A 13,124-nucleotide genomic window follows, 5' to 3' on the forward strand; every position below is an offset into this window, starting at 1 on the left:
AGAAACTACACCTGTTCTTCCCACAATCGTGTTACCTGAACCAGCCTGCCTTCACGATCAAACTCCAGCTTGTAGATGTCCGGCATCGTTGTATTTGCCCAGAAGTCATAACCGTAGGACGGATCATAATAATTGAAAATCAACGTCATGATATCCCCATGGGTGCCAATCACTATTTTTTGTCCCGGATGCCTATCCAGGATACGCTGTATAACAGCGATTGCCCGCGTCCCAGCGACTTCGCCGGATTCTCCACCTGAATAAGCAAATGTAGGATCATCATAGAGCCTTTGTTTGGCTTCCTGAAAATGTTCATGCTTCACTTCAGGACCTGACAGCTCACGCTCACGCAAATCCTCTTCGGTGACCACAATGCCACCTGACACTTCGGCCAACCCCTGAATGGTATCCACGGCCCGTCTATACGGACTGGAGTAAAACAACTGGATCTGCTCCCGATGGAGCAAACCCGCAACGCTAGCCGCATCTCTTTTCCCTTGTTCCGTCAGACCTCGCTCGCGTTCCTGCCCTTCCATATATTCAGATTCCGCATGCCTTACAAAATATAAAGCCGTGTTGGCTTCATTCGTCATCTGTCCGCCATTCCTTTCTTCTTTTCAATCACGATCAGGCAGGTGCTGTCTGGCAAAGGTGAAGGTTGACCCTGTTCATCCATAAATATAATTCGTTCTCCAAGCGCCTCCGTATATCCTTCTTGCAGAAAGTGCCGGAATGTAATAATTTCGGCTTGCTCACCCAGCGCTTCGCGAATACAGTGCTCATATGCCGATGGGGTAAATATACCGAATTGTTCCTGAATCTCATGGACATATGCTTCTTCGCCCCATGTATAGGTGTACAGAAATTCCATCGCATCGTTGATATCCAGCAGCGCCTCGTCCTCAGAGATTCGCTCGAATTCAATGCTGCGTCCCTGGAAATCCTGTGCGTACCGCTCCAGCCATCGCATCCCATCCGGTTCGAGGAAACGAATTCGACGCTTCTGCGCTTCGGGTTCAGTCATGATACCATCCCTGATCAGAATTCGGCCCCCGGGGGATAACACGTTAAATGAACTTCTTAGCGCAGCAACGACCGTATCCCTGTTAAATCTTCGTCCGTCACGTTCAATATACGAATACAGTTCATGCAGAATGGATGAAAAAATAACCGTATCTACCGTGCCTGACTGCACGTATTGATCCAGTTGAAGAGCATCTCCCTTCAATACTTGCCAGCTATGTGCCTCCCGCTGCTTCTTGCGCTCCAACGCCTCAATGACATTCGCTGAAATATCAATGCCGATTGGTTCCATCTCAGGTCGTTCCTGTTCAATCAGATCGAGCAATATTCCACCGCCAGGACCGATATCGAGCACACGTTTGCCAACCATGTAATCCAGCAGTACTTTCTTGTAATCACCTGAGCTGTTCATATCGGCCAGATACGTCTCTTCATTATGGAACCGATCATACGCATCCCGACGCAGTCCAAACAGGTCAAATAACAACAGCACAGCCTTCTCGTATAACGGAGACTTTTCTGCTTCAATACAGAATGCAATCAACTTCTCGGCTGCCGGGGAAAATTCAAATGTCACAAATACCGTATCCCGCAAATCCGGGTGCCGTTCAATCCGATGTGTCAGATGGGGGTAAGTGATCGTCTCACCTTCTTCAATCTGCTCCCACGAATATTGCTCCAAATACTTTTCAATCATTCGTTTCTTGTAAATATTCAGTTTCTTGACACCTTTATAATCGTAATACATCGTGTTCATTAATGGTTCGAAGCTGATATGCCTCACTACATCCAATTGTTGCTCCTGCGAAGTCGAGTTCAAGCCCACTCCTTCTTCTTCGGTTACTCTGCCTATGCCTGTGCTGTTCATCGTCAAATCATCTACAGATAACACCATAGCCTCACTGTGCAGCGTCAAAAGGAAGATCTTAACCATCTCCTGCAACGAAAAATCATGCATCGCTGACTCCACATACCATAAGGTCCGATGAGCCAAAGGAGCGAGAAGTTTCTCCATCTCAAGCTCGGCTTGAAGTTTGACATATGCTTCATCCATCGCTTCTCCTTGACGTATAGATGAGCTCCGTAAGCGTGACAGCCGCTCCTTCACATTCCAATCTGTATGATCCGGCTCTGTAATGATCCAACCTACGATACGCTGCACTTCAGCCTGAACTTGATTCCACAACGTTGGATCAACGCCAGCAATGATGCATTCATTTAATGCGATCAGGATGGCCTGCAATTCATCTGCGGTCATCCACCCTTGCGTTATGAACAAGTGCAGCGGGGCATTTTCGGCAAATGGGATTTCTCCTCTTATGTACTGACCAATAAGTCCGTGTGTGGCAATAAGGGTACGAATGATCTCATACCGAGGTGAGAGTGAACCATATGCTGTTTGCACAATTTGTGTACTACCGCTTGGATCATCATTTGATAAATCACGCGAGGATTCTGATCGAGATGAATGTTCGTCCTCACGATGGCCTTGCTTGCCATGCAAATTTCCAACACTTCCATACATGTCATATAGCTGTGCTGAACCAACATTGTGCACGAACAGGTTAACCCCCTGTTTCTGCCATTTTCGCCGCTGTTTCGGTGATCCTGCCTTTGCCGTTTCCGACCAGACCAGCACATCCTCCAGAATTTCTCGCATCCAAAAAGAAACTTGAAGCTGCTCCATCACCTGGAGTGTGCGTTCTACGTAATCCAGTACCGGATTCGTGCCTTCCAGCTCAGCTATAGAATGAATGCGTTCCAGGTTAATATTCGGCTGCTCTGCCGCTGCCAGCAGCTGCAGCCACAGTGGCTGCTTCCCCTCCGGGAGATGGCCTGACTTGTAAGATTGTATCGCCTTTAATGCGTTCAGCATGGATTTCTTCACCTCGTTATCCTTGTTAGTTAAACTACAAATGTCATTTCAGCAGACGAATACGATCCTGCACAAGCTTGGTTAACTGAACCGCTTCCACTGCAGGTAACCTCTCGTCTAAACGTGCAGCCGCGACAGGCAGAATCCAGGCATCCAATTCCTGGCGGGATATCCCGGAAATCTGGATGTAATGTTGGATATACTGATCCAACATTACATTGCGAGCCAATTCAAATCCCTTATGAACAGCCGGGTCTGTATCCTCCGGCAACGTGCCGCTCATTAATATTACCCAGCTGCGTGCCACATCACCCGCTGGATCACCCGACATGCCTGTCATCCAGTCTATAACCCAATATTGATCTCTCATTTCATTCAACATGACATTATCGGGATGAAAGTCGCCATGACAAATTTGCTTTCGCTCTGGAAGAGACGACAAATAAGCAATGACCTGCGTCTTATCCTCTTCCGACAATAGCGAGGTATTTCGAATGGCTCCAGTAAGAATCTGCTTTTGTGTGGGGAATACTCCTTCATCATCCTGTTGGGCGTGAAGGCTATGATGACAGACTGCCATTTGACGTGATAGTTCTTCGATCAACACAGGCTCCTGAATCATGAGGGATAACATTGTGCTGCCTTCAATCCGTTCAAATATAATCCCTTTGCGCGTTACATCATCCATATACAACCTTGCTTGTGGAACAGGTAAGCCCTTTTGGAATACTGCCTCGGTAATTCGAAACTCATTCTGGACAGCTTCGGTTGGAAAATCCGCATGGTATAATTTCATAATCTGATTTGATGGGTACTCATAGATCTCAGCCGTTCTTCCTTGCCCAATTCGTCTCATTCTTCATTCCTCCTGATATGAACGCCTTGATTCATTCTGCCTATTGATGTTCACCCACAGCTATCATACATTCATTTCCCTGAATGCCAATCGTCCGGTGGCTGTCTTGCATGTTGGTGATTTGTTCCTGGCCCAATTGGCTTCGTTTATATATGATGGCATGAAAAGATGCATCATTCTTTCTTCCATTCTGGATCCTTTTCTTCATTATATCCCCCTGCGTCGTAACAGCAAATACATCATATATAGTAGAAACAGAATCAGCTTACAAAGAAATAAATTTCAATAATATTTCCATGTCCGTCCGTACAGACCCTGCCTTGCAGATATGACTACAGCAATTAGCCGCATGCGAATCGTGGAACTTGCCTTCACTTTTCTTCAAGACAGCCATAGCAAAGAAACGGCTCTGGAGAACAACACAACGTGTTATTTCAGGAGCCGTTTCTTTCTTTCAAATCATTCTTACGATTCATTTCTTATCTCAATTCAAACTATTTTATTCAAACTCATCGCCTCTTACCTTGGCAAACACCATCATATCTACTAACGTACCTGTACTATCACGCCGCATCTTGCGCAGTACACCTTCAAGAATATAGCCTGCGCGCTCAGCCACTTTGGCACTTCGCACATTGCGGGCATCACATCGAATTTCCAGCCGGTTCGCCTCCAGATAGGTTATTGCGAACTGCTCAATCCCTCTGACCGCTTCTGTCATGAGACCCTCACCGGCACGCGAAGTTCTGATCCAATAACCGATTTCGAAACAACGTGCATTCCAGTCGATTCGATGCAGTCCGCTGCTGCCCACGAAATCATCCGTAAATCTGTCACGTAAATGAAGCATCATGTCGGTACGCTCCAGAAATTGCAGCCTGGCTTTGCGGGCATGCGCTTCCGATTCCTCCAGTGAAGGTATGTTCTCGGCAAAAGGCAACCACAAACGTAATTGCTCCGCACTTTCACGAATTGCCTCATTCACTGCCGCTCCATCTCCCCACCTCGGGGCACGAATGGTCAAACGCGGTGTTTCGAAACTTTCGGGAAAAGACAGCATTAACGGATTCATTGAAGCGGGATTGGTCATGAACTCTACTCCTCCACTTGGAAAATCGAGTCAATGATCAGCGGCAAGTTATCCCTCACGGATACAGCGCCAAATACGGAACGGGCGTGCGTTCCCTGTTCTCCGAACACATCCAGCATGAGATCCGAGAACCCATTTAACACTTTATGGTGCTCCTCGTATGAGGCGGTGGCATTGATGAAACCCTGCACTTTAACCACCCGTTTCACCCGATCCAGTGAACCAAGCACATCCTGAACGACAGCCAACACCTCGATGGCAGCATTTCGGGCAAATTCATATCCCTGCTCCGTCGTAAACTGGTCCCCCAGTTTGCCACGCTTTCGCGTATCCGGCCCTTTACCGGACACATACATGATTCCGTTTACAATCACCGCATTAGTATACTTTGCTGCCGGCGTACTTGCTTGGGGCAATACAATGCCCAATTCGTCCAATCTGGTCTGTATCATCGGCTTCTCCTTTATGTACAAAAATGTCTTTACAAGCTATCAATCTTTCAATTTATTCCTAATTTAGTTAAATCTCAATATACGCCGGTTGCTCTTGAACCGCAAGATGTAAAATGGGTTGAACGGATATTTTCCTTCTATATAAGTAATTAATTACATTTCAAATGTCGATCAGCATTAAATCCTCTAAACTAGAATACAGGATGCAGTTTACGATGTTAGATTCAATTGATATTTTTAATGAATTAACAAATATATAATTCCTTAAATATTGAAAACGTTATATTGTAATTTCAAACCATTTCTTTTACGATAGAAGCAATAACTCTCAAAATCAATGGAATTGAATAGAAGGAGGAATCTTCATGAGTGCACCATTGTTTCGTGATCCCATCTTTGATGGAGCTGCTGATCCGGTCGTTGTGTGGAATCGTTCCGAGCAAACATGGTGGATGATCTATACCAATCGCAGAGCCACAGCTGGAGGGCCAAAGTTCGCCTGGGTACATGGCACAGATCTGGGCGTAGCTTCTTCAGCTGACGGTGGACAGACATGGACATATCGAGGTACGTTAACCGGATTGGAGCATGAATGGGGACATAATACGTTCTGGGCTCCCGAAATTTTCTGGCATGAGGGCACGTATCACATGTATGTCAGTTACATTCAAGGGGTGCCCCATGACTGGGCGGGCCATGATCGGCACATTTTGCATTACACCAGTACAGATCTGCTCTCTTGGACATCCCATGGCAAACTGGAGCTTAGCTCGGATCGTGTGATTGATGCGTGTATTTACCCGCTGCCGAACGGAAAATTCCGGATGTGGTACAAGGATGAAGCTAATTCATCCCATACGTATGCAGCAGATAGCCCGGATCTCTATCAATGGGATGTGATTGGACCGGTTATTACAGGACGTGCGCATGAAGGACCGAACGTATTTCATTTCCGTGATTCGTATTGGATGATTGTTGACGAATGGAGAGGACAGGCCGTTTACAAGTCGGATGACCTGGAGAATTGGGAATGGAACAGTCTGATTCTCGACCAGCCAGGAAACCGTGAGGATGATGGTGTAATCGGTTTGCATGCAGATGTCGTCGTACAGAATGATGAAGCCTATATTTTTTATTTTACCCATCCGGACCGGATCGAAGGTATCGATCATGCCAGCGAACCCGCACGTCGTTCCTCCATTCAGGCCGCACGTCTCGATGTCATTGATGGTGTGATGGTCTGTCCACGGGATGAAGAGTTACAGATGAAGTTGCGACCGGAGAACGATACAAGTCAAATTTCGGTTTAACTGCGTTGTTCCTAAAGTGAGATTTAAACTCAGTTATACAACGTCATAATAAAGGACCTGAACCAATGTCTGCGCAGGCAGGATCGCTCAGTTCTTTTTATATGTTCGCCTTCGGATCGCGAATCGTCAAGAATTCCCTTCCTGTATTTACCTATAGGTTTAAGTGTCGTTACATGTTATTATGTAGAACTCCATTTTCAAAATGGGGAAATACTAAATACATAAACAAGGACGTATTTATGAGTACAAAAACACGACATATTATTCTGATTTTATTCACTATCATTCTTATCATTGCATCCATCTTTTTTCATAAGTATCGAGAACTCAGACATCGCATCGAGTCTTCTGCCGACTCAGCTTACCGCAGTGTTATTCTGGAAAGTATACATTATAAAAAAGAGCTGGATCGATATATCAAAAGCAATAAAACAACAGATGAAACAAACCTGAGCATCTATACGAACAATATTAAGAACGCTTTCGAATATTATGGGCTCATTACTAATATGGTCGATGGAACAGCCCAAAGGTTATATACTGAACGAAGTGACCTTTTCCATCAGTACTGGCACGTGGTCCCTCCATCCTATGCGAAGCTTTCATTGAAAGAATTACAAAAGGTAAGTGACAAAACAAACATCATTATTAAGGGACTCCAACGATTGAAATAAACCTACCCTATCTCAGCACTCTCATCGAACCTGCATCTCTATACTCCTGTCGATATGTCCTCGGTGACACCTGAACCGTACGCTTGAACATCTTCCCGAAATGTGAAAAATTGCTGAATCCCGCTCGCAGAGCGATCTCCGTTATGGAATCCTCGCTTTCACGCAGCAAACGCTGCGCCTCCTTCACGCGAAGCAGGTTGAGATAATCGCTGAACGTGAAACCTGTAGTCTGTTTGAACAAACGGCTGAGATAATGGGGACTAATTCGAAATAATGCAGCGACCTCTGGCAGCGCTAAATCCTGCTGATAGTTATCGTTGAGATAACGCACCACCGCCTGTGCCTTGGGATGCAGAACCGGCTCTCTGTCGGCCGAGTGCACGGTGCCCAGATGTTTATTACGGTAAGCAAACAACAGCAGTTCAACGGATCGGTGACGCAGCAGCAGGCTGCTTCCAGCTCTTGTATGGACCATCTCATCAATCATTTCACTGACCATTCGGTCCGCTGTTTCACTTACCTGTGAAGGAAGCCTCAGAATGGGAATATTCCAGCCGAATGGCTCCTTAAGCCCCTCTGCCAGCTCAGGTAAAATGGCCAATTCGGTGAACAGCTCTGACTTGATATACAGAACAATTCGATCATGGTCTGCTCTTCCACTCTCCATCGTTTTATGAACGGTATTCCGGTTAATGAATACGAAGTCTCCGGCTTTGACCCGATAAGTTCGGTCCTTGATGAAGTAAATGCGCTCACCCGATAGCAGGTAGTACAGCTCATAATGGTCATGCAGATGGTCATCGGTCATGGAAAAATATCCAATGCGGCGATCATATTCGATATTCAAATATCCGGTGGGATCATGGTAATCCGCTTGAAATGTCTGTATCATGCAGCTGCCCCCTTTAGTTGAATTATAGCAAAATAAGCGGTATTTGAAAGCGATTACGCACAAAAAGCAGCGAATGAAGTGCTTCCTTGTTATAGTCTAGAGCTATATTCAAGGAGGCGATAGACATGAGTAACAAAAAACGATACGTATTGGTCGGAACAGGCGGCCGTGCTGAATTTTTCTATGGAGCATTAGCCCAAAATTTCAGGGAAACATCCGAACTTGCAGCTTTTTGCGATATTAACCAGACACGCATGAATTACGCCAATCAACTGCTGAGGGAAAAATATAAATACAATGAGGTGCCAACCTATCCTGCAGATCAGTTCGATCAGATGATTGAGAACGAAAAGCCGGACTTCGTCATTGTAACCAGCATCGACCGCACCCACCACAAATATATCATTCGCGCAATGGAGCTTGGCTGTGATGTTGTAACCGAGAAACCCATGACCATCGATGAACACAAATGTCAGGATATTCTTGATGCCGTCAAGCGGACTGGACAAAATATACGCGTTACCTTTAACTACCGTTATGCACCGCACCATACCAAAATACGGGAACTAATTCAGAATGACACGATCGGAAAAGTGACTTCGGTCCACTTCGAATGGCTGCTGAATACGCGCCATGGCGCAGATTACTTCCGCCGCTGGCACCGGGACAAGCGTAATAGTGGCGGACTGCTCGTACACAAATCCACGCATCACTTCGATTTGGTCAATTTCTGGATCGGTTCGCAGCCTGAGACCGTCTTCGCATTCGGCGATCTCATGTATTATGGTCGAGAGAACGCAGAGGAACGAGGCGTGACCCAGTTTTACACTCGTGCAACAGGCAACCCGCTTGCGCAAGAAGATCCTTTTGCCCTGCACCTGGATTCGGATGCACATCTCAAAGCCATGTATCTGGATGCTGAGCCGGAAGACGGCTACCAGCGGGATCAAAGCGTATTCGGAGATGGCATCAACATCGAGGATACGATGGGCGTTCTTGTCCAGTATCAGAACAAAGCTATTTTGACCTATTCACTGGTTGCATACCAGCCGTGGGAAGGTTATCGCATCGCCATTAACGGTACCACAGGCCGGATCGAGATGAACATTGTGGAACAATCCTACGTTAACTCGCTGGGTGACAAAAATCTTGAAGGTGCATTGATTGGGAAAACACTACGTGTCCTTCCCATGTTCGATGCCCCGTACGAAGTTCAAGTCGAGGAAAAAGAAGGCGGCCATGGCGGAGGTGATCCTGTACTTCTGAATGATCTGTTTGGAGAGCCAGCGGAAGATCCATACCACCGCGCTGCCAACCAATTCGACGGAGCAAGATCCATCCTCACCGGAATTGCAGCCAACCGCGCCATTGCAACTGGGTTACCTGTTCGCATCAACAATCTGGTTCGTTTCTAGGAACGCAAGGCCGCTCCAACCAATTTAATTCAAAGACTGCGTATAATACGCAGTCTTTTTCCCATTTGATGATGGTCTTGAAGTCTATTCGCTTAAGGAGGAATCCATGTTTTTCTCATTAAAAAGCCGCCTGATCGCCTTTATCGTTGTGCTCTTCGTACTCTGTTTTGGCACACTCTCCTTCCTACTCTTTAAGGAATCACGTACTGTGATCCGCTCTTACATTGAATCCTCTGCTCTTGAGAAGATGGAGGAATACGGCTCCTATGTCGATATGGTTCAAATGCAGATCTATGATGTAGCCTCTCTTGTTTTCAACAGCGATACCGCCAAGAACTGGGATAACGCGATGAGTGACCCCAACCTTCCTGAAGGGGAAAAGATGCTTGTCAATCTGGCGATGAGCCGTTTTCTGACCCAGGCTACGAACAGCTACACCAGTATTTCCGATGTATCCATCTATCGACGAAATGGGCTGAGGATTGGCAGTGAAAATCAAGTAACGACCGACGCTCTCTTTTTGCAAGAATCATGGTACAAAAATTTCTTTATCTCAGGGAATCACTGGCTGCCTGCACATACCGATCAACATGAAAATATAAGGGATCACGGCAACCCGGTAGTTAGCCTGCTGATGCCCATTGGGACCTTTCACCATGCTACAGCCCAAAATGTGATGAAAATTAATGTCAGCGAATCTTATTTTCTGGAACCGCTTAAACGGATCCATCTGGCTGAGAGCAGCACTATTTTTCTACTGGGCGAACAAGGAAGTCCTATTCTTTCCCAACAGGCCAATCAGCTTGGTGCCGAAGCTTTAGCAGAAATCGATCAAATCCGGAACAACTCGCTCAAATCGGGTGTGGTGTACCTGAACAATGATGAAGGACAGCGTGACATTCTGGTATACAAAAAGCTGGGGCGTACGGGCTGGATGCTGGCTGGTCTGGCACCGGAAAAAGAGCTATATTCTTCTCTTCACAAACTTCAGAGTACTATTCTGGTGGTCACCATTATTCTCATTCTCGTCTCTTTGTTTGCCGCCGCCTGGCTCTCTTATGGAGTCACCAAACCTTTAACACGACTGGTACTGGCTATGAGACAGGTACAGCGCGGCGCATTCGATCAAGCAGAGTCCCTTCTGCCTCCGGACAAAAATGTAAAAAGCGAAGTCAGTTATGTCATCTCCACTTTCCGCTACATGATCAGCCGATTGCGACAGCACATCCAGAACGAATTCGAGCTGAAGCTGCTCCGCCAGCAAGCTGAGTATAAAGCGCTGCTCATGCAGATTAATCCCCATTTTATGTTTAACACGCTGGAACTGGTGAGCAGTCTCGCCATGCAGCGCCGAACAGATGATACAGTTCAGGTCATTGAGGATCTGGGCAAAATGATGCGATTCTCCATGAATACAAGTGACGACAGGGTACAGCTTGCAGAGGAACTGGCTTATATCCGCCACTATATCTCCATTCTGCAAACCCGTTTCGGTCATCAGCTGGACATTACTCTGACACAGGAAGGCAGGCTGGATTCCCTGGTCATCATCAAATTTATTCTTCAGCCGCTTATTGAGAATGCCGTCAAATACAGCTTCCAGCAACAGACGACGGCAAAGGTACACATCCGGATCTCCAGACGGAATAACCGGCTGTATTTCAACATTTCAGACAATGGGCCCGGGATTCCAGCTGAAATCATCCAGAAACTCCATGATCCTATTGAAACATCTCAGCTGGAACCCCTATTGCGAAGCCAAAGCTGGCACATTGGACTCGGTAATGTGGTTGCACGCTGCCGCTTGCATTACGGAAGTCTGTTTGCCATTCAGATCGAGAACGGAGAACGTAACGGCACGTCTATTGAAATGATTCTACCCGCACAGGAGGAATATGATGTACAACGTATTGATCGCAGATGACGAGATCGAGGTTCGCGAAGGACTAAAATTGAAAGTGAACTGGCAAGACTTGGGCTTTGTCATTTCAGGTGAAGCGGCAAACGGCATCGAAGCGGAAGGGCTTCTGAAAGCTGAACATTTTGACTTATTAATTACAGACATGAACATGCCTGTAATGGATGGCGTCCAATTGCTGGACGTTTGCCGAAGCCTTAATCCTTCCATTCAGATTATGATCATCACTGGATATGAAGATTTCCACTATGCCAGAGCAGGTGTGCGCAGCCAGGCCATGGACTATTTGCTGAAGCCTGTAACCCGGGATGAACTGAAAACCACATTAAATAAAATCAAAGATGAGCTGGATAAAAAGAAACAGCTGCACGGCGATTCCGAAATGATGCAATGGCGTCTCTCCCAGTATTACAAAGAAATGAAGCAACGTTTCCTGCTTGATCTTGTTAGGGGGCATCGCCTCCCTCCTTCTTCACTGCCAGAGCGGATACGGCTGTTTCATCTGGAATCCTGGTCGGATCAAAGCGTCTGTTTCATCACCGCTGGCATGCGAGACTCCGGTATACAGACTGCATCAGTGGGGCGTGTTCCCGAAAAGCTCTATCTTCCCTTTGAGCTGCTTTGTCACGAAATGGCTCAATCCTATCCAGATAACGTGCAAGTGTTCCATGACGGAGCCCACCCTGGAATTATGCATTTCATAACATTGGAAGGTATTCAGCACGAATTTGCTCAGCAGATCACAGCACAGACCCGCTCTGTCTTAAGGATGGATGTACAAGTTGGATTGGGATTGTCCGTGTCTGGGTTTGAACGCTGGAAAGAAGGCTATATTCATTCCCTCTTGGCTTGGAACTCTGCTGGACGCAAAGGTGCACAGGACCGTATGCCCGAAGTAGATCATAGTCCATTACTGCCTGAGGAAACCAGTCGCATGCTGCATCGTTGCCTCATTCGTGGAGAGCTGGATTCCTTCCGCAGCGTGATTCGAAAGGAGCTTGCTGACTCATTTCGGATATCCACTTCCCATATGATCCGAAGCCTTTTTCAAATTTCATTATTGTTTGAACAGGAATCCTCGTGGATTTCCCCGGAATGGGTGCTTTGGCTAAAGACTCCAGACCAGGCAGAACTGCTGCTGATGCATTGGGCGGAAGATTTTGTGAATCAACAGCAGCCATCCGAGGTTGGAGAAGATACGGTCATTGAATCGGCCAAACGATATATCGAGGAAAATTACATGCTGGAACTGACATTAACTTCGTTAGCTGAGCAATATAACTACAACTCTACCTATTTTTCAGAGATATTCAAAGAAGCTGCCGGCATCTCTTTTATTCAATATGTAACCGAGGTGCGAATGAAACATGCCATACGTTTACTGAGGGAAACCCAACTAACCGTCTGGGATGTTACAGAACTGACAGGCTTCCGTTCCCCAAGCTATTTCAGTTCAAAATTCAAAAAAATGTTCAACATAAGTCCTTCGGATTATCGTTTGCTGCATTCCGAAAAAATTGATAATCATGATCCGAAGAAATGAGATTCCGGCTTCTCCCCCTCCCCGGTATGATTAATTTACCAAGAGAATCACCGCAAATCTTGTAAGCGGATTCAA

General features: G+C 46.4%; 12 protein-coding genes. 5 read left to right on the forward strand and 7 right to left on the reverse strand.

Annotated features, from left to right (window positions below; translation table 11 throughout):
- Positions 1-5: 5 nt before the first annotated feature.
- The 6 genes from G3352_RS01810 to G3352_RS01835 all read right to left on the reverse strand — a co-directional run bounded on the left by G3352_RS01810 (position 6) and on the right by G3352_RS01835 (position 5,297).
- Positions 6-593, reverse strand: a complete 588-nt coding sequence (locus G3352_RS01810; protein ID WP_163753272.1) for a histidine phosphatase family protein — start codon at positions 591-593, stop codon at positions 6-8.
- Positions 590-2,899 (reverse strand): class I SAM-dependent methyltransferase, encoded by a 2,310-nt coding sequence (locus G3352_RS01815; RefSeq protein ID WP_163753273.1) that lies wholly within the window; start codon positions 2,897-2,899, stop codon positions 590-592. The genes G3352_RS01810 and G3352_RS01815 overlap by 4 nt, the downstream gene beginning before the upstream one ends.
- A gap of 43 nt (positions 2,900-2,942) precedes the next feature.
- Positions 2,943-3,755: a phosphotransferase family protein gene (locus G3352_RS01820; protein WP_163753274.1), complete on the reverse strand. Its 813-nt coding sequence runs from the start codon at positions 3,753-3,755 to the stop codon at positions 2,943-2,945.
- A gap of 40 nt (positions 3,756-3,795) precedes the next feature.
- Positions 3,796-3,963, reverse strand: coding sequence for a hypothetical protein (locus G3352_RS01825; RefSeq protein WP_163753275.1), 168 nt, complete (start codon positions 3,961-3,963; stop codon positions 3,796-3,798).
- Positions 3,964-4,254: 291 nt separating this feature from the next.
- On the reverse strand, positions 4,255-4,845 hold the full coding sequence (locus G3352_RS01830) for a GNAT family N-acetyltransferase (RefSeq protein WP_481856263.1): 591 nt from the start codon (positions 4,843-4,845) through the stop codon (positions 4,255-4,257).
- Positions 4,846-4,850: 5 nt separating this feature from the next.
- On the reverse strand, positions 4,851-5,297 hold the full coding sequence (locus G3352_RS01835) for a RidA family protein (protein WP_163753277.1): 447 nt from the start codon (positions 5,295-5,297) through the stop codon (positions 4,851-4,853).
- Positions 5,298-5,662: 365 nt separating this feature from the next.
- Between G3352_RS01835 and G3352_RS01840 the strand changes: the two genes are divergently transcribed.
- Both G3352_RS01840 and G3352_RS01845 read left to right on the forward strand, forming a co-directional pair.
- Positions 5,663-6,607 carry a glycoside hydrolase family protein gene (locus G3352_RS01840; protein ID WP_163753278.1) on the forward strand — a complete coding sequence of 315 codons (945 nt, stop codon included), beginning with the start codon at positions 5,663-5,665 and terminating at the stop codon, positions 6,605-6,607.
- A 239-nt stretch (positions 6,608-6,846) separates the two neighbouring features.
- A complete protein-coding gene (locus G3352_RS01845; protein ID WP_163753280.1) occupies positions 6,847-7,281 on the forward strand; it encodes a hypothetical protein in 435 nt (144 codons plus the stop codon).
- 7 nt (positions 7,282-7,288) lie between these two features.
- Here G3352_RS01845 and G3352_RS01850 read toward each other — a convergent pair whose 3' ends face one another.
- The gene (locus tag G3352_RS01850; protein ID WP_163753283.1) at positions 7,289-8,173 is read right to left on the reverse strand and encodes an AraC family transcriptional regulator; all 885 of its coding nucleotides are present in this window, start codon (positions 8,171-8,173) and stop codon (positions 7,289-7,291) included.
- Between the two features lie 125 nt (positions 8,174-8,298).
- Between G3352_RS01850 and G3352_RS01855 the strand changes: the two genes are divergently transcribed.
- From G3352_RS01855 to G3352_RS01865, 3 genes are all read left to right on the forward strand, one after another.
- Positions 8,299-9,588, forward strand: coding sequence for a Gfo/Idh/MocA family protein (locus G3352_RS01855; RefSeq protein WP_163753285.1), 1,290 nt, complete (start codon positions 8,299-8,301; stop codon positions 9,586-9,588).
- A gap of 106 nt (positions 9,589-9,694) precedes the next feature.
- A complete protein-coding gene (locus G3352_RS01860; protein ID WP_163753287.1) occupies positions 9,695-11,512 on the forward strand; it encodes a cache domain-containing sensor histidine kinase in 1,818 nt (605 codons plus the stop codon).
- The gene (locus G3352_RS01865; protein ID WP_163753289.1) at positions 11,487-13,049 is read left to right on the forward strand and encodes a response regulator; all 1,563 of its coding nucleotides are present in this window, start codon (positions 11,487-11,489) and stop codon (positions 13,047-13,049) included. The genes G3352_RS01860 and G3352_RS01865 overlap by 26 nt, the downstream gene beginning before the upstream one ends.
- Positions 13,050-13,124 lie beyond the last annotated feature (75 nt).

It is taken from the genome of Paenibacillus sp. ALJ109b, from assembly GCF_010747435.1.
Lineage (GTDB): Bacteria > Bacillota > Bacilli > Paenibacillales > Paenibacillaceae > Paenibacillus > Paenibacillus taichungensis.

Coding starts and splice junctions, on each gene's coding strand:
- G3352_RS01830 (WP_481856263.1), bottom strand. CDS start 4,845: ATGACCAATCCCGCTTCAATGAATCCGTTAATGCTGTCTTTTCCCGAA.
- G3352_RS01810 (WP_163753272.1), bottom strand. CDS start 593: ATGACGAATGAAGCCAACACGGCTTTATATTTTGTAAGGCATGCGGAA.
- G3352_RS01840 (WP_163753278.1), top strand. CDS start 5,663: ATGAGTGCACCATTGTTTCGTGATCCCATCTTTGATGGAGCTGCTGAT.
- G3352_RS01820 (WP_163753274.1), bottom strand. CDS start 3,755: ATGAGACGAATTGGGCAAGGAAGAACGGCTGAGATCTATGAGTACCCA.
- G3352_RS01825 (WP_163753275.1), bottom strand. CDS start 3,963: ATGAAGAAAAGGATCCAGAATGGAAGAAAGAATGATGCATCTTTTCAT.
- G3352_RS01850 (WP_163753283.1), bottom strand. CDS start 8,173: ATGATACAGACATTTCAAGCGGATTACCATGATCCCACCGGATATTTG.
- G3352_RS01865 (WP_163753289.1), top strand. CDS start 11,487: ATGTACAACGTATTGATCGCAGATGACGAGATCGAGGTTCGCGAAGGA.
- G3352_RS01855 (WP_163753285.1), top strand. CDS start 8,299: ATGAGTAACAAAAAACGATACGTATTGGTCGGAACAGGCGGCCGTGCT.
- G3352_RS01835 (WP_163753277.1), bottom strand. CDS start 5,297: ATGATACAGACCAGATTGGACGAATTGGGCATTGTATTGCCCCAAGCA.
- G3352_RS01815 (WP_163753273.1), bottom strand. CDS start 2,899: ATGCTGAACGCATTAAAGGCGATACAATCTTACAAGTCAGGCCATCTC.
- G3352_RS01860 (WP_163753287.1), top strand. CDS start 9,695: ATGTTTTTCTCATTAAAAAGCCGCCTGATCGCCTTTATCGTTGTGCTC.
- G3352_RS01845 (WP_163753280.1), top strand. CDS start 6,847: ATGAGTACAAAAACACGACATATTATTCTGATTTTATTCACTATCATT.